The organism is Kitasatospora sp. NEAU-CNBT7, assembly GCF_057220535.1.
On record NZ_JBXQQB010000012.1, the window covers coordinates 88,910 to 107,169 of the forward strand.

The 18,260-nt window shown below is 73.9% G+C and carries 23 protein-coding genes; 4 read left to right on the forward strand and 19 right to left on the reverse strand.

All coding sequences use genetic code 11. The features are described 5' to 3' along the window. Window positions 1-5 precede the first annotated feature (5 nt). From trpC to AC2TEW_RS18005, 8 genes are all read right to left on the reverse strand, one after another. Window positions 6-818, reverse strand: coding sequence for an indole-3-glycerol phosphate synthase TrpC (trpC, locus tag AC2TEW_RS17970; protein ID WP_484624367.1), 813 nt, complete (start codon window positions 816-818; stop codon window positions 6-8). A 299-nt stretch (window positions 819-1,117) separates the two neighbouring features. Further along, complete coding sequence (locus AC2TEW_RS17975) at window positions 1,118-1,558, reverse strand: DUF2752 domain-containing protein (RefSeq protein WP_484624368.1); 441 nt, start codon at window positions 1,556-1,558, stop codon at window positions 1,118-1,120. A 158-nt stretch (window positions 1,559-1,716) separates the two neighbouring features. Beyond that, window positions 1,717-1,968 (reverse strand): HGxxPAAW family protein, encoded by a 252-nt coding sequence (locus tag AC2TEW_RS17980; protein WP_484624369.1) that lies wholly within the window; start codon window positions 1,966-1,968, stop codon window positions 1,717-1,719. A gap of 140 nt (window positions 1,969-2,108) precedes the next feature. Next, the gene (locus tag AC2TEW_RS17985) at window positions 2,109-2,711 is read right to left on the reverse strand and encodes a TIGR02234 family membrane protein (RefSeq protein ID WP_484624370.1); all 603 of its coding nucleotides are present in this window, start codon (window positions 2,709-2,711) and stop codon (window positions 2,109-2,111) included. Between the two features lie 34 nt (window positions 2,712-2,745). Further along, window positions 2,746-3,297, reverse strand: a complete 552-nt coding sequence (locus AC2TEW_RS17990; protein WP_484624451.1) for a Uma2 family endonuclease — start codon at window positions 3,295-3,297, stop codon at window positions 2,746-2,748. 49 nt (window positions 3,298-3,346) lie between these two features. Next, window positions 3,347-4,864: an anthranilate synthase component I gene (locus tag AC2TEW_RS17995; protein ID WP_484624371.1), complete on the reverse strand. Its 1,518-nt coding sequence runs from the start codon at window positions 4,862-4,864 to the stop codon at window positions 3,347-3,349. A 47-nt stretch (window positions 4,865-4,911) separates the two neighbouring features. Further along, window positions 4,912-5,286 carry a phosphoribosyl-AMP cyclohydrolase gene (gene hisI / locus AC2TEW_RS18000; protein WP_033820233.1) on the reverse strand — a complete coding sequence of 125 codons (375 nt, stop codon included), beginning with the start codon at window positions 5,284-5,286 and terminating at the stop codon, window positions 4,912-4,914. A gap of 58 nt (window positions 5,287-5,344) precedes the next feature. Then, window positions 5,345-5,818 (reverse strand): hypothetical protein, encoded by a 474-nt coding sequence (locus AC2TEW_RS18005; RefSeq protein WP_484624372.1) that lies wholly within the window; start codon window positions 5,816-5,818, stop codon window positions 5,345-5,347. A 363-nt stretch (window positions 5,819-6,181) separates the two neighbouring features. Here AC2TEW_RS18005 and AC2TEW_RS18010 point away from each other — a divergent pair, with 363 nt between their 5' ends. Next, a complete protein-coding gene (locus AC2TEW_RS18010; protein WP_484624373.1) occupies window positions 6,182-6,916 on the forward strand; it encodes a hypothetical protein in 735 nt (244 codons plus the stop codon). A 61-nt stretch (window positions 6,917-6,977) separates the two neighbouring features. Here the strand turns inward: AC2TEW_RS18010 and AC2TEW_RS18015 are convergent, their stop codons facing one another. Both AC2TEW_RS18015 and AC2TEW_RS18020 read right to left on the reverse strand, forming a co-directional pair. Next, complete coding sequence (locus tag AC2TEW_RS18015; RefSeq protein WP_484624374.1) at window positions 6,978-8,768, reverse strand: WXG100 family type VII secretion target; 1,791 nt, start codon at window positions 8,766-8,768, stop codon at window positions 6,978-6,980. Beyond that, window positions 8,765-9,058: a hypothetical protein gene (locus tag AC2TEW_RS18020; protein WP_484624375.1), complete on the reverse strand. Its 294-nt coding sequence runs from the start codon at window positions 9,056-9,058 to the stop codon at window positions 8,765-8,767. The genes AC2TEW_RS18015 and AC2TEW_RS18020 overlap by 4 nt, the downstream gene beginning before the upstream one ends. Window positions 9,059-9,319: 261 nt before the next feature. On the opposite strand from AC2TEW_RS18020, the gene AC2TEW_RS18025 reads away from it, so the two are divergent. Then, a complete protein-coding gene (locus AC2TEW_RS18025) occupies window positions 9,320-9,862 on the forward strand; it encodes a hypothetical protein (protein ID WP_484624376.1) in 543 nt (180 codons plus the stop codon). Window positions 9,863-9,898: 36 nt separating this feature from the next. Here the strand turns inward: AC2TEW_RS18025 and AC2TEW_RS18030 are convergent, their stop codons facing one another. Next, a complete protein-coding gene (locus AC2TEW_RS18030; protein ID WP_484624377.1) occupies window positions 9,899-10,591 on the reverse strand; it encodes an ester cyclase in 693 nt (230 codons plus the stop codon). Window positions 10,592-10,731: 140 nt separating this feature from the next. On the opposite strand from AC2TEW_RS18030, the gene AC2TEW_RS18035 reads away from it, so the two are divergent. Continuing rightward, window positions 10,732-11,391: a TIGR03085 family metal-binding protein gene (locus AC2TEW_RS18035; protein ID WP_484624378.1), complete on the forward strand. Its 660-nt coding sequence runs from the start codon at window positions 10,732-10,734 to the stop codon at window positions 11,389-11,391. Between the two features lie 116 nt (window positions 11,392-11,507). Next, window positions 11,508-12,281 (forward strand): VOC family protein, encoded by a 774-nt coding sequence (locus tag AC2TEW_RS18040; protein ID WP_484624379.1) that lies wholly within the window; start codon window positions 11,508-11,510, stop codon window positions 12,279-12,281. Window positions 12,282-12,488: 207 nt separating this feature from the next. Here AC2TEW_RS18040 and hisF read toward each other — a convergent pair whose 3' ends face one another. The 8 genes from hisF to hisD are packed head-to-tail and all read right to left on the reverse strand — an operon-like array spanning window position 12,489 to window position 18,258. After that, window positions 12,489-13,259, reverse strand: a complete 771-nt coding sequence (hisF, locus tag AC2TEW_RS18045) for an imidazole glycerol phosphate synthase subunit HisF (RefSeq protein ID WP_484624380.1) — start codon at window positions 13,257-13,259, stop codon at window positions 12,489-12,491. After that, complete coding sequence (locus AC2TEW_RS18050) at window positions 13,256-13,690, reverse strand: RidA family protein (protein WP_484624381.1); 435 nt, start codon at window positions 13,688-13,690, stop codon at window positions 13,256-13,258. The genes hisF and AC2TEW_RS18050 overlap by 4 nt, the downstream gene beginning before the upstream one ends. Beyond that, window positions 13,687-14,412 carry a bifunctional 1-(5-phosphoribosyl)-5-((5-phosphoribosylamino)methylideneamino)imidazole-4-carboxamide isomerase/phosphoribosylanthranilate isomerase PriA gene (gene priA / locus AC2TEW_RS18055; RefSeq protein WP_033824737.1) on the reverse strand — a complete coding sequence of 242 codons (726 nt, stop codon included), beginning with the start codon at window positions 14,410-14,412 and terminating at the stop codon, window positions 13,687-13,689. The genes AC2TEW_RS18050 and priA overlap by 4 nt, the downstream gene beginning before the upstream one ends. A gap of 19 nt (window positions 14,413-14,431) precedes the next feature. Continuing rightward, the gene (gene hisH / locus AC2TEW_RS18060) at window positions 14,432-15,067 is read right to left on the reverse strand and encodes an imidazole glycerol phosphate synthase subunit HisH (protein WP_484624382.1); all 636 of its coding nucleotides are present in this window, start codon (window positions 15,065-15,067) and stop codon (window positions 14,432-14,434) included. A gap of 41 nt (window positions 15,068-15,108) precedes the next feature. Next, window positions 15,109-15,261, reverse strand: a complete 153-nt coding sequence (locus AC2TEW_RS18065; RefSeq protein WP_033824735.1) for a CG2302 family histidine operon protein — start codon at window positions 15,259-15,261, stop codon at window positions 15,109-15,111. Then, window positions 15,258-15,851 (reverse strand): imidazoleglycerol-phosphate dehydratase HisB, encoded by a 594-nt coding sequence (gene hisB / locus AC2TEW_RS18070; protein ID WP_033824734.1) that lies wholly within the window; start codon window positions 15,849-15,851, stop codon window positions 15,258-15,260. The genes AC2TEW_RS18065 and hisB overlap by 4 nt, the downstream gene beginning before the upstream one ends. 5 nt (window positions 15,852-15,856) lie before the next feature. Continuing rightward, entirely contained in the window at window positions 15,857-16,954 is a 1,098-nt protein-coding gene (locus tag AC2TEW_RS18075; RefSeq protein WP_484624383.1) for a histidinol-phosphate transaminase, read from the reverse strand. After that, window positions 16,951-18,258, reverse strand: coding sequence for a histidinol dehydrogenase (gene hisD, locus AC2TEW_RS18080; RefSeq protein WP_484624384.1), 1,308 nt, complete (start codon window positions 18,256-18,258; stop codon window positions 16,951-16,953). The genes AC2TEW_RS18075 and hisD overlap by 4 nt, the downstream gene beginning before the upstream one ends. Window positions 18,259-18,260 lie beyond the last annotated feature (2 nt).

The window sequence follows — 18,260 nt, forward strand, 5'->3', positions numbered from 1 at the left end:
GCGGGTCAGCCCCGCCCGTTGTTGCGCAGCGCCGGGTGGGCGCCGGCCGCGACCAGGTCGGCCACGGCCGCCTTCGGGTCCTTGCCGGTCACCAGGGACTCGCCGACCAGGACCGCGTCCGCGCCGAGGTTGGCGTAGGAGATCAGGTCGTGCGGGCCGCGGACGCCGGACTCGGCCACCTTCACGATGTGCGCCGGGATGGCGTCCACCACGTTGCCGAAGGTGTTGCGGTCGACCTCGAGGGTCTTGAGGTTGCGGGCGTTGACGCCGATGATCCGCGCGCCGGCGTCGACCGCACGGGCGATCTCCTCCTCGTCGTGCACCTCGACCAGCGGGGTGAGGCCGATCGACTCGGCCCGCTCGATGAGCGAGACCAGGGCCGGCTGCTCGAGCGCGGCGACGATCAGCAGCGCCAGGTCGGCGCCGTGGGCACGGGCCTCCCAGAGCTGGTAGGCGGTGACGATGAAGTCCTTGCGCAGGACCGGGGTGTCGACCGCGGCGCGGACGGCGTCGAGGTCGGCGAGCGAACCGCCGAAGCGGCGCTGCTCGGTCAGCACGCTGATCGCGGCGGCGCCGCCGGCCGCGTAGTCCTTGGCCAGGGCGGCCGGGTCGGCGATGGCCGCCAGCGCGCCCTTCGACGGGCTGGAGCGCTTGACCTCGCAGATCACCCGGACCCCGTCGCCCTTCAGGGCGGCGACGCCGTCCTTGGCGTCGGGTGCCTTGGCCGCGAGCTCCTTGAGCTCGTCCAGGGTGACCCGGGCCTGTCGCTCGGCGAGGTCCTCGCGGACCCCGTCGATGATCTCGTCGAGCACACTCACGCGAGCGCCCCCATCATTTTCTGCTGGCTCTGAGCCGACAGGGTGGGCCCTGCCGGGTCTTGCAGTCGGTCTGACCTCGGGGGGCGGGCCCGCTGGGACCGGTGAAGATCCGGTGCCGGTCCACCCTCGTCGGTCCTTCGATGGTATCGGGCGCGGGGGGCGCGAGGTGCATCGGACCAGCTCGCGTCTCGCGGAGCGGACCCCGTTCGTACCGGCGCGTACCCCCGGCGTGCACGCCCAGGACGTGCGCCGGTCCCGCACTACGGCCGCCCGACACCGCGCCCTGGCGGCGGGCGGCTTCAGAGCGGCAGCGGCGCCAGTCCGGCCCCGATCGGGAGGTTGCGCACCACGGTGAAGACCACCAGCAGCAGCACCAGCAGCACGGTCTGCCGGGCCCCGAAGGAGAACCGGGGGGCAGGCACACCGGTCAGCGCGGCCCAGGCCCAGCGCAGCCAGAACACCGCCAGCACCACGGCCAGCACCATCACCAGCAGGTTGTCGTGACCGGCCGCATTGAGATCACCCCTGGTCAGCGCGTGGACACAGCGCAGGCCGCCACAGCCGGGGCACCACCAGCCGGTGGCCCGCAGCACCGGGCAGACCGGGTAGTGGCCGGGGGCGTTGGGGTCGACCGCGGCGACGTACGCGGTCGGCAGGCCGACCGTCACGAGGGCGGCCAGCGGACGGCCGAGCCTGCGGAGCGGGGATGCCTGCGGGGCCGGGGCGGCGGGAACGTTCACGGAAGCGATTGTGCCGCCCGGGCGGGCCGCCCCGGCAGAGGCCGGACGGCGGGCGTGGCGGGCCCGCCGTCCTTCGAACTCCCGTGCCGGCCGGGCGGACCGGCCGCGCGGGTCGGCCGCGCGGGTCGGCCGCGGACCGGCCGTGCAGTGGGGTCGGGTCAGGCGGCCGCGACCGGGGTCCGCTCGACGGCCGGCTCGGCCGGCGCGAAGTGCGGGCTCGGCTGCTTGCCCATGCCCGCCATCGCCATGGCCTTGCCGACCACGCCGGCGGCCACGACGACCACGAGACCGGCCCAGAAGAGCAGGACGTTGGGGATGATCATCGCGACACCGCTGATGGTGAAACCGATGAAGGCGATGGTCACGCCGGTCCAGGCGGCGGGAGTGTGGCCGTGCGCTGCTGCCGACATCTGCTGGTGCTCCTTGAGTCCTCGGGTCCCGGCCGGGCCGCCGCGTGGCGCTCGACGGGTTGACGGGTTCCATTGTGCCGGGCCTTGACGGCGAGCCCCAAAGGGGGGCCCGGTAGCCCTCGTCACACTCCCCGGGCGTTTCAGCCGGTCGGGTCCTCGCCGCGGTCCAGCGCCTTCCACAGGTCGGCCGGGGAACCCGCCGTGCGGGGCGCGGCCGCGCCCTTGCGGACGGGCGCCTCGTAGCGGGCGCCCATGGCGGGCCACGACCGGCCCGAGCGGACGGTCAGCAGGCCCGCCAGCGCCAGCAGCAGCGCGCCGGCCAGAGCGACCCACGGCCAGCCGGAGTGGGTGATCTGCTGGGCCTGCGCGTCGGCCAGCGCCAGCTTGCGGGCGGCCTCGGTGTGCAGCCCGGCCGTGTCGGTGGCCCCGAGCACGGCGCCCGCCGCCGCCCCGAGCCCGGCCAGGACGGTCAGCACGCCGACGGCCGTACGGGCCCGGCCGCGCACCGCGAACACCGCCACCGCGGCGGCCAGCGCCACCAGCGTGAGCCCCCCGGGCAGCCCGGTCAGCGTGGCACCGGTCGCACTCACCGCCAGCCGGCCGCCGTCCAGCCCGGTCACCGTCCCCTCCGCCCAGGTCCGCCCGACGGCGGTGAGCACCAGGACGGCGCCGAGCGCGGTCAGCAGCAGCATCAGGGACAGGCTGCGGCGGTCGGTGGGGCGCGGAGCGGTCTGTTCGGTCACCCGTCCACTATCCCCGACCCGGGCACCGGCCCCCTCAGGCGGGGTCCCGCGGGAAGCCGTCGGTCCGGATCACGACCTCCCGGCCTTCGAGCGGGACCGTCAGGTCCTCGCCGAACGGCACCCGCCCGGTCTCGCGGTACACCCCCGACCGCTGCGGGGCCGAGTGCACCGTGCAGACACCCTCGCGCGGGTCGATGACCACGCAGACCGGGATGCCGCACTCGGCGTACAGCCGCAGCTTCTTGACGAAGTCGTTGTCCTGGCTCGACGGCGAGGCGACCTCCAGGACGGCCTCCAGGTCGTGCCACTCGTAGCGCCCGCGGATGTTGTGCTCGGCGTCCGGAGCGACGATGGCCAGGTCCGGGGCGTAGCCGTACAGGGCGGACGGGAAGTCGACCATGACATCGGAGAGGATGTCGCCCCGCCCGGCCAGCTGCTGCTCGATCTGCGGGGCGGCACGAAGGATGACCTTCCACTGACTTTCGCCCTGGGGCGTCATGATGATCTTCCCGTCCGTGATCTCGACGCGGTAGCCGTTCGGGAAGTTCGTGCCCTCCAGGACGTCCCAGGCACTCTCCGTGGTCATCGCGGTCACGCCGTCAGCCTCCTTCTCCGAGCCGACACCCCTGCTGTCCTCACGATAGCGGCGCGCGAAGGGTGTTGGCGGTGGCGACCGCGCGCAGGACGGCGGCCGCCTTGTTGCGGCACTCGGCGTCCTCGCTCGCCGGGTCGGAGTCGGCGACCACGCCAGCGCCGGCCTGGACGAAGGCGGTGCCGCCGCGGATCAGGGCGGTGCGGATGGCGATCGCGGTGTCGGAGTCGCCGGCGAAGTCCAGGTAGCCGACGCAGCCGCCGTACAGGCCGCGGCGGGTGGGCTCCAGCTCTTCGATGATCTGCATCGCCCGCGGCTTGGGCGCCCCGGAGAGGGTGCCCGCCGGGAAGCAGGCGGTGAGCACGTCGAAGGCGGTCCGCCCGGCGGCGACCTTGCCGGTGACGGTGGAGACGATGTGCATCACGTGGCTGTAGCGCTCGATCGCCATGAAGTCGACCACCTCGACGCTGCCCGGCTCGCAGACCCGCCCGAGGTCGTTGCGCCCGAGGTCGACCAGCATCAGGTGCTCGGCCCGCTCCTTGGGGTCGGCGAGCAGTTCCGCGGCCAGCTCCGCGTCCTCGTGCGGGGTGGCGCCGCGGTGCCGGGTGCCGGCGATCGGGTGCACCATCGCCTCGCCGTCGGTGACCTTGACCAGCGCCTCCGGGCTGGAACCGACCACGTCGAAGCCGCCCTCCGCGGTGCCGTCCGGCCCCGGGAAGCGGAACAGGTACATGTACGGGCTGGGGTTGGTGGTGCGCAGCACCCGGTAGACGTCCAGGGCGCTGGCCGGGCAGGGCGCCTCGAACCGCTGCGAGGGGACCACCTGGAACGCCTCGCCGGCCCGGATCCGCTCCTTCACCTCCTCCACCGCCTTGCGGTACGGCTCGCCGCCGAACGGCGAGCGGGCGTCGGCGGCGGTCGGGGTGAAGGTGGCGAGGCCGGGGTCGACCGGCTTGCGCAGGTCGGCCTCCATCGCGTCGAGCCGGGCGAGGGCGTCCGCGTGGGCCTCGTCGACGCCGGAGGCGAGGTCGTTGTGGTTGACCGCGTTGGCGATCAGCACCACGCTGCCGTCGACGTGGTCGAGCACGGCCAGGTCGGTGGCGAGCAGCATGGTCAGCTCGGGCAGCCCCAGGTCGTCCGGGGTCAGGTCGGGCAGCTTCTCCAGGCGGCGGACGATGTCGTAGCCGAGGTAGCCGACCAGGCCGCCGGTGAGCGGCGGCAGGCCGTCGTCGGCGGGCCGGGGGGTGTGCAGGGCGGCCAGTGCGGCGCGCAGCACCTCCAGCGGGTCACCGGTGGTGGGGATGCCGACGGGCGGTGTGCCGAGCCAGCGGGCGTCGCCGTCGGGGCCGACGGTCAGGGTGGCGGCGCTGCGCACGCCGACGAAGGAGTACCGGGACCAGCTGCGGCCCTGCTCGGCGGACTCCAGCAGGAAGGTGCCGGGCCGTTCGGCGGCGAGGCTGCGGTACACGCCGATCGGGGTGAGGCCGTCCGCGAGGAGCCGGCGGGTGACGGGGATGACCCGGGTGTCTGCGGCGAGCTTGCGGAAGGCCTCAAGGTCCATGGGGTGCGGCACCGTTCGAAGTTGGGGCGGGCGGGACTGGGAGAAGGTTACCGAGCGGGCAGCAGCACGTCGGCGTCGAAGCAGGTCCGCTCGCCGGTGTGGCAGGCCGCGCCGACCTGGTCGACCTTGACCAGCAGGGTGTCGCCGTCGCAGTCCAGGGCGACGCTCTTGACGTGCTGGAGGTGGCCGGAGGTGTCGCCCTTGACCCAGTACTCGCTGCGGCTGCGGCTCCAGTAGGTGCAGCGGCCGGTGGTGAGGGTGCGGTGCAGTGCCTCGTCGTCCATCCAACCGAGCATCAGCACCTCACCGGTGTCGTACTGCTGGGCGACGGCGGGCAGCAGGCCGTCCTCGGTCCGCTTGAGGCGGGCCGCGACGGCCGGGTCGAGGGCGGTGGTGCCGGGGGCGGCGGGCGTGGTGGACATACCACCATTGTGGCAGCCGGGGTGCGGCGGCCGGGTCCGGTGGTGCCGCGGCGGCGGGTCAGGGGCTCTCGCAGCCGTCCGGCCACACCAGCTGGACGAACAGGCCGGCCCGCCGGGCGTCCTCGATCACCCGGGCGCCCGCGCCGTCCGGACGGCCGTCCCAGACCGCGATCAACTCGTCGACCATGCCGACCAGCGCGCGGCCGGTGTCGTCGCCGAGCCCGCCGAACGCGACCGGGGCCAGCCGGTGCACGGCGGCGGCGCGGCCGAGCAGCCGGTGTCCGGTACGCCCGGCGGGATCGGTCGGCTCGGCGGGCGTGGTGGAGGCGGCGGAGGCCGGGACGATCGCCTCGATCCTGCCGCCGTGGTCGAGCACCGCCTGCGCGAACCAGCGCTCCGGCCCGGGCGCCAGGCAGCCGACCCCGACCAGCTCGTAGGCGCCGTAGGCGGTCACCAGGCGCCAGAGCTCGCCGCGGATGAGCATCTCGGAGATCTCCGAGAGTCCTTCGTGTCCGATGATTCCGACGCGCATCAACAGGGTCCCTTGATCCGGGTCGTGCCGCAGCCAGCTTAGTGCCGTGGCCCGGTGCCGCCTCCGGCGGCCGCTGTGCGCCGGAGTGCCCGGGTGCGCCCGGCCGGGGCCGGGACGCATCGGGCCGCGAGGGGCCGCGACGGGGCGGGGGCCGCCCGGCACGGCAAGGCCTCGGGCGGGTGCGGCGGGCCCGGCCGTCCGTCAGGGCCCGGCGCGGCGGGCGCCGTTGGCACACGATCCCCGGCGGTCGGCGGCGGCGCTGCGGTAGTTTTGGCCACCGACCGAGGCGAACGCCAGTGCGGTGGACGCCGTCAGCGAGCCGGCCGCGACGGCGGTCGGACACCGGACCGAGGAGACCTTCGGGTGAGCACCTACCAGCAGTCCCCCGGGGCGGCACCCGGCCGCGACGGCGCCGGCGCACCGGCCGGCCACCCGGCGCTGCAGCAGACCGCCGCCCCGCACCTGCACCCCGGGGAGGCCCTGGCCGGTGTGTTCCCGGTGCGCCTCGACCCGCTGCTGCCGCTCTACTTCTCCCGGGAGATCGCCGCCCACGAGATCGCCTGGGCCCCGGCCCGGGTCGCGGTGCGCGCGCTGCGCCGGTTCTGGCGCGGCCTGTGGACGTACTTCCTGCCGCGGTGGCTGGTGGAGATCTTCATCCCGGACCTGATGTACCGCCGGCCGTACGGGCTGCGCCTGGAGCGCCGGCTGTACCGGGCGCTGCGGCGGCCGCTGCACGGCGGTTCCTGGAGCGGCGGCCGGGAGAGCCTGGCCGGGCGGTTGTGGACGGCGGTGCGGACCACGCCGGGCGAGAAGTTCCGGGCCGACCACGACCTGTTCACGCTGGTCCTGACGGACCGGCGGCTGCTGGTGCTGAGCCGCACCTGGACCTTCGAGCGGCACGAGGCGTACCGGGCCGTGCCGCTGTTCGAACTGCCCGTCGGCAGCTTCGCGCTGCGCGGGAAGGTCCCCGGTTCCTGGTTCACCTTCCGGGCCGACCTGGCCTTCTCGGACGGCTCGTGGATCGCGCTCGACCTGGACCGGGAGGACAACGCCGAGCAGTTCACCGCGGCCATGGCCCGGTACTCGGCCTGGTCCTGACCGACGGCCGTCGGCCGGCCCGGACCGCGGGGGTCCGGGCCGGCCGGGGACCTCGTCACTGTCAGCCGAAGGCCTGCTCGATCCGGGCGCGGTCCACCCGGTAGGGAGCGGGGTCGTGCGCGAGGCCGACGTCGTGCAGCAGTTCGCCCTCGACGGCGTTCTTGTTGGTCTCGCCGGTCAGGCCCTCCTTCGCCACCGCCCAGGCGGACTGGCCGGCCGCCCGGCCGAGCCCGCCGCCGGAGAGCTCGCCGCGCTGCACCGGGTCGTCGTCCTCGATGCCGAGCGCCGACCGCAGACCGTCCTCGGCCTTGCCGGTGACGTAGTTGTCGCCCTGCTTGACGGCCTGTCGGGCGGCGAAGTCCTTGAGACCGTCGCCGACCCCGGACAGCGACCGGTTCTGCCAGGCCTCCTTGCCCAGCTTCCCGAGGCCCTCGCCGCCCTCCTCGAAGTCCCGCAGGCCCTGCGCGGCGGTGCGGACGTTCTTGAGCTCCGACAGCGCGGTCCTGGCGGTCCGGATGTTCCTGACCGCCTTGACGGCGGTGCCGAGCTCCTTGAGCGCCTTGAGCAGCTTCTCCAGGTTGGTGGCCAGCTCGGTGGAGACGCGGCCGACCCGGGCGACGAAGACCGCGATCTCCGCCTCGGTGATCAGGGCGTCCACGACCAGGCCGATGCCGAGCGTGAGGACCGCGACGACGGCCTCCGCGGCCAGCGAGGCGATCAGCACCTCGATCGCCTCGCTGATGATCTCGATGACCATGCCCTCGGCCATCGCGCACTCCTGCGCGGCCGAGTTGATGATCTGCGCGGTCTGCAGCATCTCCTCGGCGGTGGCGTCGAGCGCCTCGGCCACCTCGCCCATGTGGCGCCCGAAGGCGTCCGAGGCGGACCCCTGCCAGGCGCCGGCCAGCGAGACGGCGCCGGAACGCAGTTCCTCGGCCACCATCTGGACGGCCTTCGCCTGGGCCTGCCACTCCTCGGCGGCGGCGTTCAGCTGGTCGAGGTCACCCGTGACCTTCTCCAGCATGTCCATCAGGCCGGACTTCTCCAGCGCCCACTCGACCGCCTCGTCCAGCGCGCCGCCGAGGCCGCCGCGGGACGGGTGGGCCGCGGGCTCCAGCGGGGCCATCGGCGCGGCCGGCTGTGCCTGCGCCCAGCCGTACGCCCCGCTCGCCGCCGGCAGCAGCGCGCCCGGCATGGCGCCCGGGTACGGTCCGGCGGAGCCGTAGACCGACCGGTCCCCGGCGAAGCCACCAGGCTCGCCGTAGGAGCTGCCGTCACCGTACGCGCCCTCGCCGTACGCGCCCTCGCCGTAGGCACCGGGCTCGCCGTACGCACCGCCCTCGCCGTAGCCGCCGGGCTCGCCGTAACCCCCCGGCTCACCCCCGGCCTCCCCGGCGCCCTCCTCGGGGCTGCCGAAGATCTTGTTGCCGGCCCACTCGCCCGCCTTGTCGCCGAGCTGGGCCCCGGCCGCTTCGCCGGCCGACCGGCCCATGCCCACGTACCAGGGCTCGGCCGGACCGTCGGCTCCCGGGTCGCCGTCGCCCGGGGTGGTGTCCCCCGTGCCGTCCCCGGCGGTGTCGCCGCGCGGGGTGGTGCCGTCCGGGTGGCCGGTGGTGCCGGTGGTGCCGGTGGGCTCCTCCGCGCCCGGCTGGGCGGGTCGGCGGGTCGGGGTGCCGCCCTCGTCGTCGGCCTGGCCGGCCGGGCGGTGGGTGGGCTCCGGGGCCGGCGGCGGGGTGTGGGCGGGGGCCGGGGCCGGCGGATGCGCGGGCGGCGGCGGGGTGCGGGTGGTGGGTGCCGTCGGATGGTGCGACGGGCCGTGCGAGGGTGAGTGCGAACCCGGGTGCCTGCTCACCGGCCGCCCCCGAGACCCGAGCTGATCATGCGATCGTGCTCGGCGTAGTTCTGTGCGGTGTAGGCGAGCCCGTCCGCCGTGCTCGCCAGCGCCTGGACCAGGTCGGCGACGTTCTGCCGGCCCGCGGAGGCGTGCTCCTGGTAGGTGTGCGCCAGGTTCTGGGCGTTGGGCAGGTGGCCGAAAGCGCTCGCCGAGATGGTGATGCCGGATACCGCCGCCTGGATCTGGTCGAGCTGCTCGACCTGGTCGGTGACGGTTGACGCGTATCTACCGATAGCTTCGGGATCCACCCGAAACCCGCTGTCCCCCATGGCAGATGCCTTTCCTCTTCCGGTGATGAAGCGGCTTATCGTACTGACATGCCATCGGGTCCGGTCACCGAGGGGGACCTCGGGCCGACCCTGCGTCAGCTACCGACGGAGCCGCGTCAGCCACCGGCGGACCCTCGCGTCACCGAACCCGTGGCGCCGCCCGCGCCGCACCGCGAGAATGGTCGCCCACCCTGGCGGCGACCGGTCGGCGTCGCGGGGCGACCGAGGGGAGCAGTCCGGATGGAGAGCCAGACACCGGCCCGGCCACCGCGCCGCGTCAGGACCGCCGTCATCGCACTGGTGGCGCTGGCCCTGGTGGCCGCGGCCGCGCTCTGGCTGTGGCCGGACGGACGGAAGAAGGCCGCCGCTCCCCCGCCGCCCCCCGCGTCGAGCCCGGCGGACAGCCCCTCGCCGAGCCCCTCGAAGGTCCTCCCCTACCCCTACTTCCTGCCGGGCACCTGCCTGGACCACCCGCAGTTGAGCACCACCGTCACCCGGGCCGAGGAGCGGCCGTGCACCCAGCCGCACGACGGCGAGGCCATCGTCAACGTGGTGCTGCCGGACGGGCTCACCAGCGACACCCAGATCGGCCGCGCCCTGCGCGAGCTGTGCGCGGCGCCGCTGGCCGAGTGGCAGCAGCGGCAGGGCGGCGGCGGCCCGTACTTCGGGTTCCCGCTCGGCCCCTACCTGGCCTTCTACCAGCAGGGCATGCACGACGCGACCTGCACCCTGACCGCCAGCGACCGGCAGGGCGGCAGGAAGCTGACCGGCAGCCTGCACTGACCGCCGGTCAGCTCCCCACCACCCGTACCGGGTCCGTCACTCGGGCATCATGCCCATCTGCCGCATCATGCCGACCGAGTCCCAGGACCACCAGCCTTCCTTCACCTTGCCGTCCTCGAACCGGAACATCGTCATCCCGGCCGCCTCGATGGTCTTGCCGCTCGCCGGCATCCCCATGAACTCGCCGGTGTGGGTGCCGCGCCACATCCAGCGGGTGGCCACCTGGTCGCCGTCGGCGAGCTGGCCCTGGATGTCGAAGGTGAAGTCGAAGGACTTCCGGTAGCCCTCGATCATCGCCTTGACGGCCTCCGGACCCACGGTGTCGCCGGCCATCGACGGGTCGTGGTCGCGGTAGTCCGGGGCCATCAGCTCGTCGATCGCCGACATGTCGCCCGCCGCGGTGTCGACCAGCAGCCGGCGGACCGTCGCCATGTTGAGCTGGTCCTCGCGCATCACGTCGAGGTCGGTGAAGGTGGGCGGCTCCTCGCAGAGCGCCACCATCTCCCGGAAGATCCGGTCGGTCTCCGGCAGGACGGAGTTGCGCATCGCCGCCTCGTACGACGGGAACTCGACGATCTCGACGATGTGCTTCGCGTCCGCCCGGTCGGTGCCGACCGTCGCGTGGGTCGCGGTGCGGCGGCCCGCGGTCTGCTCGATCCAGTCGTCCATCAGCCGGTTGAGCTGGTCCGGCTGCTCCGTCCGGCACTCGACGATCTGTAGAAAGGTCATCGCGGAACCTCCCGATCACACCCCCTGACTGCCTGCGTCCGCGGATCGCGCTGCCTCCCACTCTCCTCCCGGCCCCGGGCCATCACAAGGCGGGACCGGGGCCTGCCCTGCGGGCGGCACACGGCCATAGGGTGGGCGGCATGGCGACGACGTACGCACGGGTGGAACGGGAACGGCTGGCCTCGCTGCTGGCGGCGGCGGGTCCCGGGGCGGCGACGCTCTGCGGCGGCTGGCGGACCAGGGAGCTGGCCTCGCACCTGGTGCTGCGCGAGCACCGGCCGGACGCCGCGGCCGGGATCCGGCTGCGGCCGCTGGCCGGGTGGAACGCCCGGGTGCAGGCCTCGATCGCCGCCAGGCCGTACGAGGAACTGCTGCGCACCTTCCGGGCGGGCCCGCCGCGGCTGTCGCCGTTCGCGCTGCCGGGGGCGGACGAGGCCGCCAACCTGGTCGAGTACTTCGTCCACGCCGAGGACGTCCGGCGGGCGGCCGACGGCTGGCAGCCGGGACAGGACGACGGGCGGCCGCCGGTCGAACCGGGGCTCGCCGAGGCGCTGTGGCGGCGGCTGCCGGCGGTCGCCCGGTTCGGGGCCGGGGTGCGGCTGCCGGTACGGCTGGAGTTCGAGCGGCCGGACGGCCGGACGGCGGCCGTCGCGCACCGGACCGGGCCGACGGTACGGGTCCGCGGCGAGAGCGCCGAGCTGATGCTGTTCGCCTTCGGGCGCGGCGCCCGGGCGGCCGTCGAGGCGCAGGGAGCGCCGCAGGCGGTGGCGCTGCTCGCGGGGGTACTGCCGCTGCCGTGACCGGCGGGTCCCGCCGGATTGTCAGTGGGGTGTGCCAGCCTGACAGCGACCGGGGACGTGTCCTGCGTCACAGCGGTGACGCGCGGCCCCGGCCTGGCCCGAAGGAGCACCCGCACATGGTCACCACCGACTTCCGGACCGGCTCGCCCAACTGGCTGGACCTCGGCAGCCCGGACCCCGAGGCCGCCGCCGCCTTCTACGGCGCGGTCTTCGGCTGGTCCTTCGCCTCGGCCGGTCCGCAGGCCGGCGGGTACGGCTTCTTCCAGCAGGGCGGGCTGACGGTCGGCGCCCTCGGGCCGCTCACCGAGCCGGGCGCGGTGTCGGCGTGGACGCTCTACTTCCGGACGCCCGACGCGGACGCCACCGCCAAGGACGTCGAGCAGGGCGGCGGCACGGTCCGGATGGCGCCCGGCGACGTCTTCGACGCCGGGCGGATGGCCGCGTTCACCGACCCGACCGGTGGGCAGTTCGCCGTCTGGCAGCCGGCCAGGACCAAGGGGCTGGACGAGGTCGGCTCTCCGGGCAGCTTCGTCTGGGCCGAGCTGCACAGCACCGACGTCCCGCGGGCGCTCGCCTTCTACCGGGACGTGTTCGGCTGGCGCACGCAGGAGTTCGAGGGGTCGAGCGACTACGTGGTGCTGTCCACCGCGGACGGCGACCAGCAGGAGGCCGGGTTCGGCGGCGCGGCGCCGCTGCACGCCGAGCTGTCCCCCGGCTGGCTGCCGTACTTCGCGACCGAGGACCCGGACGCGGTGGTGGCCGCGGCCACCGCGGGTGGCGGCTCGGTGGTGGTGGCCGCGGCGGACGTGCCCGGCGCCGGGCGGCTGGCCGTCCTGAAGGACCCGTTCGGGGCGGCGTTCGCGGTGCTGCGGCCGGATCCGCGGATGTGAGGGGGCCTGCGGCGGGGAAGGGGCCTGGGGAGGGGAAGGGGCCTGGGGAGGGGAAGGTACCGGCCGGGGTCCTTCCGGAGTCGCGCAGTTCCCCGCGCCCCTGGGGAAGGTGCCGGGTGCGGTGGGGACGGAGACGCTCCGGGCCCGCTTCTTCCGGGTTCGCGCAGTTCCCCGCGCCCCTGTTCCCCGCCGCCCCCGGGGGCCGGGTCAGCGGACGGGGTGGCCGGTCTCGCGGAGGGACTGCTTGACCTCGCCGATCGTCAGGTCGCCGAAGTGGAAGACGCTGGCGGCGAGCACCGCGTCCGCACCGGCGTCGACGGCCGGCGCGAAGTCGGCGAGCTTGCCGGCGCCGCCGGAGGCGATCACCGGGATCGAGACTGCCTTGCGGGCGGCCCGGATCAGCTCCAGGTCGTAGCCGTCCTTGGTGCCGTCCGCGTCCATCGAGTTGAGCAGGATCTCGCCCGCGCCCAGCTCGGCCGCGCGCGCGGCCCACTCGATCGCGTCCAGGCCGGTGCCCCGACGGCCGCCGTGGGTGGTCACCTCGAAGCCGGAGGGGGTCACCGTGCCTTCGGGGCAGCGGCGGGCGTCCACCGACAGCGCCAGCACCTGCCGGCCGAACCGCTCGGCGATCTCCCGGATCAGCTCGGGCCGACTGATCGCGGCGGTGTTGACGCCGACCTTGTCGGCGCCGGCCCGCAGCAGCTTGTCGACGTCGTCGGCGGTCCGTACGCCGCCGCCGACGGTGAGCGGGATGAAGACCTGCTCGGCGGTCCGGCGGACCACGTCGTAGGTGGTGGCCCGGTCGCCGGAGGAGGCGGTGATGTCCAGGAAGGTCAACTCGTCGGCGCCCTGGGCGTCGTAGAGCTTGGCGAGCTCGACCGGGTCGCCGGCGTCGCGCAGGTTCTGGAAGTTGACGCCCTTGACGACCCGTCCGGCGTCGACGTCCAGACAGGGGATGACTCGTACGGCGAGGGTCACTGCGTGCCTTCCAAGGAGGTTGCCAGCCCGGGACGGTAGGCCTCGATCTCGACCTCGACCATCATCCGGGAGTCGATCAGGCCCTCGACCACGACCATGGTGGCGACCGGGCGGACCGTGTCGAACAGCTGCTTGTGTGCGCGGCCGGCCTCGTCGCAGTCCCGGACGTGGGTCAGGTACATCCGGGTGCGGACCACGTCGGCGGCCGAAAGCCCGTACTCGGCGAGCGCCTTGAACGCCACCTCGAAGGCGGCCAGGGTCTGGTGGTACGGGTCGCCCTCGTGCTGGACCATGCCGTTCTCGAAGGCGGTGGTCCCTGCGACGAGGACGGTGTCCCCGACCGCGACGGCCCGGGAGAATCCGAACTGCTCCTCCCAGGGGGAGGAGCCGGAGACTCGGTGCGAACGCGGCGCGGCCGGGGTATCGGTCATCGGGACACAGCCTCCAGGGCCTCTTCGAGGGTGAACTTCTGCTCGTAGAGGGCCTTGCCCACAATCGAACCCTCGACACCTTCGGGTACCAGGGTGGCGATGGCGCGCAGGTCGTCGAGCGAGGAGACGCCGCCGGAGGCGACCACCGGCCGGTCGGTCGCGGCGCAGACGTTGCGCAGCAGCTCCAGGTTGGGGCCGGTCAGGGTGCCGTCGCGGTTGACGTCGGTGACCACGTAGCGGGCGCAGCCCTCGGAGTCGAGCCGGGCGAGCACCTCGTAGAGGTCGCCGCCGTCGCGGGTCCAGCCGCGGCCGCGCAGGGTGGTGCCGACCACGTCCAGGCCGACCGCGATCTTGTCCCCGTGCTCGGCGATCACCTTGGCGACCCACTCCGGGGTCTCCAGGGCGGCGGTGCCGAGGTTGACCCGGGTGCAGCCGGTGGCGAGGGCGGCGGCCAGCGAGGCGTCGTCGCGGATGCCGCCGGAGAGCTCGACCTTGATGTCGAGGCGGCCGGTGACCTCGGCCAGCAGCTCGCGGTTGGAGCCGGTGCCGAAGGCGGCGTCCAGGTCGACCAGGTGCAGCCACTCGGCGCCGGCGTGCTGCCAGGCGAGCGCGGCGGCGAGCGGCTCGCCGAAGGAGGTCTCGGTGCCGGAGGCGCCCTTGACCAGGCGGACGGCCTGGCCGTCGCGGACGTCGACGGCGGGGAGGAGTTCGAGGCGGCTCATCGGTGGAAAGGCTCCTGGCTCAGAGGGTGTTGACCCAGTTGGTCAGCAGGGCGGCGCCGGCGTCGCCGGACTTCTCGGGGTGGAACTGGGTGGCCCACAGCGGGCCGTTCTCCACCGCCGCGACGAACGGCTGCCCGTGGGTGGTCCAGCTGACCAGCGGGGCGGCGATGGACTCGTTGGTGACCTGCAGCTCCCAGTTGCGCACCCCGTAGGAGTGCACGAAGTAGAAGCGCTCCTGGGGGTCGAGTCCGGCGAACATCCGGCTGCCCGCGGGGACGTCCACGGTGTTCCAGCCCATGTGCGGGACGATCGGTGCGTCCAGCGGCTCGACGGTGCCGGGCCACTCGTCGCAGCCGGCGCTCTCCACGCCGTGCTCGACGCCCCGCTCGAAGAGGATCTGCATGCCGACGCAGATGCCGAGCACCGGGCGGCCGCCGGCGAGCCGGCGGCCGATGATCACATCGCCGCGGACCGCCTTGAGGCCGCGCATGCAGGCCTCGAAGGCGCCGACGCCGGGGACGAGCAGCCCGTCGGCGTTCAGGGCGGTCTGGAAGTCGGAGGTCACGGTGACGTCCGCGCCGGTGCGCTCGACGGCGCGCTGGGCGGAACGCAGGTTGCCGGAGCCGTAGTCGAGGACGACGACGTTCTTGGCCATCAGGTTTCTCTGGTCTCTTCCGTCGCTGGTCTGTCGCTGGCCTAGAGGCGCATCACGCCGGAGGCCAGGCACAGCGCGGCACCGATCGCGAGGACCGCGATCAGGCTCTTGGACTGCTTCTGCTTCCAGAACGAGTACACGCCGCCGGACAGGAAGAGCCCGGCGATGATCAGCAGTGTTGCGGACTTGCTCACAGCGCACCCTTGGTCGAGGGGAGGATGCCCGCCGCGCGCGGGTCGCGCTCGGAGGCGTAGCGCAGAGCACGCGCGAGTGCCTTGAACTGGCACTCGACGATGTGGTGCGCGTTGCGACCGTACGGGACGTGCACGTGCAGGGCCACCTGCGCCTGGGCGACGAAGGACTCCAGTATGTGCCGGGTCATGGTGGTGTCGTAGCTGCCGATCATCGGCGCCATGTTCTCCGGCTCGGTGTGCACCAGGTAGGGACGGCCGGAGAGGTCCACGGTGACCTGGGCCAGCGACTCGTCCAGCGGCACGGTGCAGTTGCCGAAGCGGTAGATGCCGACCTTGTCGCCGAGCGCCTGCTTGAAGGCGGCGCCGAGCGCGAGGGCGGTGTCCTCGATCGTGTGGTGGGTGTCGATGTGCAGGTCGCCGTCGGTCTTCACGGTGAGGTCGAAGAGTCCGTGGCGGCCCAGCTGGTCGAGCATGTGGTCGTAGAACCCGACGCCCGTGGAGATCTCGGTCCTCCCGGTGCCGTCGAGGTCGATCTCGACCAGGACGGAGGTCTCCTTGGTGGTGCGTTCGACGCGGCCGGTACGGGACATGCGGGTTACAGCTCCTTGATGGAATAGCGGACGGCGTCGAGGAAGGCGTCGTTCTCGGCGGGGGTGCCGGCGGTGACGCGCAGCCACCCGGGAACGCCGTTGTCCCGGACCAGCACGCCCCGGTCGAGGATCGCCCGCCAGACCGCGTGGGTGTCGGCGAAGCGGCCGAACTGGATGAAGTTGGCGTCGGAGTCGGTGACCTCGAGGCCGAGGCCGCGCAGCGCGTCGACCAGCCGGTCGCGCTCGGCCTTCAGCTGCTCGACGTAGCCGAGCAGGGTGTCGGTGTGCTCCAGGCAGGCCAGCGCGGTGGCCTGGGTGACCGCCGACAGGTGGTAGGGCAGCCGGACCAGCTGGACGGCGTCGACCACGGCCGCGTCGGCGGCCAGGTAACCGAGCCGCAGGCCGGCCGCGCCGAACGCCTTGGACATGGTGCGGGTGACCACCAGGTTGGGGCGGCCCGCCAGCAGCGGCAGCAGCGAGGCGCGGTGCGAGAACTCCACGTACGCCTCGTCGACGACCACCAGGCTCGGGCGGGCCGCCTGCGCGGCCTCGTACAGCGCGAGCACGGTGTCCGCGGCGACCGCGGTGCCGGTCGGGTTGTTCGGCGAGCAGACGAAGACCACGTTCGGCCGGTGCTCGGCGATGGCCCGGGTGGCGGCGTCGAGGTCGATGGTGAAGTCGTCGCGCCGCGGGCCGGAGATCCACTCGGTGCCGGTGCCCCGCGAGATCAGCGCGTGCATCGAGTACGAGGGCTCGAAGCCGAGCGCGCTGCGGCCGGGTCCGCCGAAGGTCTGCAGCAGCTGCTGGAGCACCTCGTTGGAGCCGTTGGCCGCCCAGACCTGCTCGCGGGTGCGGGCGAAGCCGGTGGTGGTGGTCAGGTAGGCGGCGAGGCCCTCGCGCAGCTCGACCGCGTCCCGGTCGGGGTAGCGGTTGAGGTGGCGGGCGGCCTCGGCGACCCGTTCCGCGATCCGGGCCACCAGCGGCTCCGGCAGCGGGTACGGGTTCTCGTTGGTGTTGAGCTGGACGGGCACGTCGAGCTGGGGTGCACCGTACGGGGACTGGCCGCGCAGCTCGTCCCTGATGGGGAGGTCGTTCAGGTTCACGTACCGGGTACCGTCCAGTCGAAGCGGGCCTTGATCGCGTCACCGTGGCCGGGCAGGTCCTCCGCCTCGGCCAGGTTGACCACGTGCGCGGCGACGTCCGCCAGCGCCTCGCGGGAGTAGTCCACGACGTGGATGCCGCGCAGGAAGGACTGCACCGACAGCCCGGAGGAGTGGCAGGCGCAGCCGCCGGTGGGCAGCACGTGGTTGGAGCCGGCCGCGTAGTCGCCGAGCGACACCGGGGCGTACGCGCCGATGAAGATCGCGCCGGCGTTGCGCACCCGGGCGGCGACCGCGCGGGCGTCCCGGGTCTGGATCTCCAGGTGCTCGGCGGCGTAGGCGTTGACCACGGCGAGGCCCTGCTCCAGGTCGTCCACCAGCACGATGCCGGACTGCCGGCCGGCCAGCGCCTCGGTGACCCGCTCCCGGTGCCGGGTGACGGCGGTCTGCGCCTTCAGCTCGGCCTCGACCTCCTCGGCCAGCGCGAGCGAGTCGGTGACCAGCACCGAGGCGGCCATCGGGTCGTGCTCGGCCTGGCTGATCAGGTCGGCGGCGACCTCCCGTGCCGAGGCGGAGTCGTCGGCGAGGACGGCGATCTCGGTCGGACCGGCCTCGGCGTCGATCCCGATCCGGCCCTTGAGCAGGCGCTTGGCGGCGGCGACGTAGATGTTGCCCGGGCCGGTGACCAGGTTGACCGGCGCGCACTCCTCGGTGCCGTAGGCGAACATCGCGATGGCCTGCGCCCCGCCGGCCGCGTACACCTCGGTGACGCCGAGCAGCGCGCAGGCGGCCAGGATGGTCGGGTGCACGGAGCCGCCGAAGGCCTTCTGCGGCGGCGAGGTGACGGCGATGCCCGGCACCCCGGCCTCCTGGGCCGGCACCACGTTCATCACCACGGAGGACGGGTAGACGGCCAGGCCGCCCGGCACGTACAGGCCGACCCGGTCGACCGGCACCCAGCGCTCGGAGACGGTGCCGCCCGGCACCACCTCGGTGGTGTGGTCGGTGCGGCGCTGCTCGCGGTGGACCAGCCGGGCGCGGCGGATCGACTCCTCCAGCGCGGCCCGGACCTTCGGGTCCAGCCCCTCCAGCGCGGCGTCGATCCGGTCCTGCGGGACCCGGGTGGTCTCCAGCTTCACGCCGTCGAACCGCTCGGTGATCTCGATCAGCGCCGCGACCCCGCGATGGCGTACGTCCTCGCAGATCGGCCGCACCTTCTCCAGGGCGGCTTCCACGTCGAACTCGGCACGGGGCAGCACGTCGCGCGGGTCCGAGGAGGAGCCGCGCAGGTCGATTCGAGAGATCACAG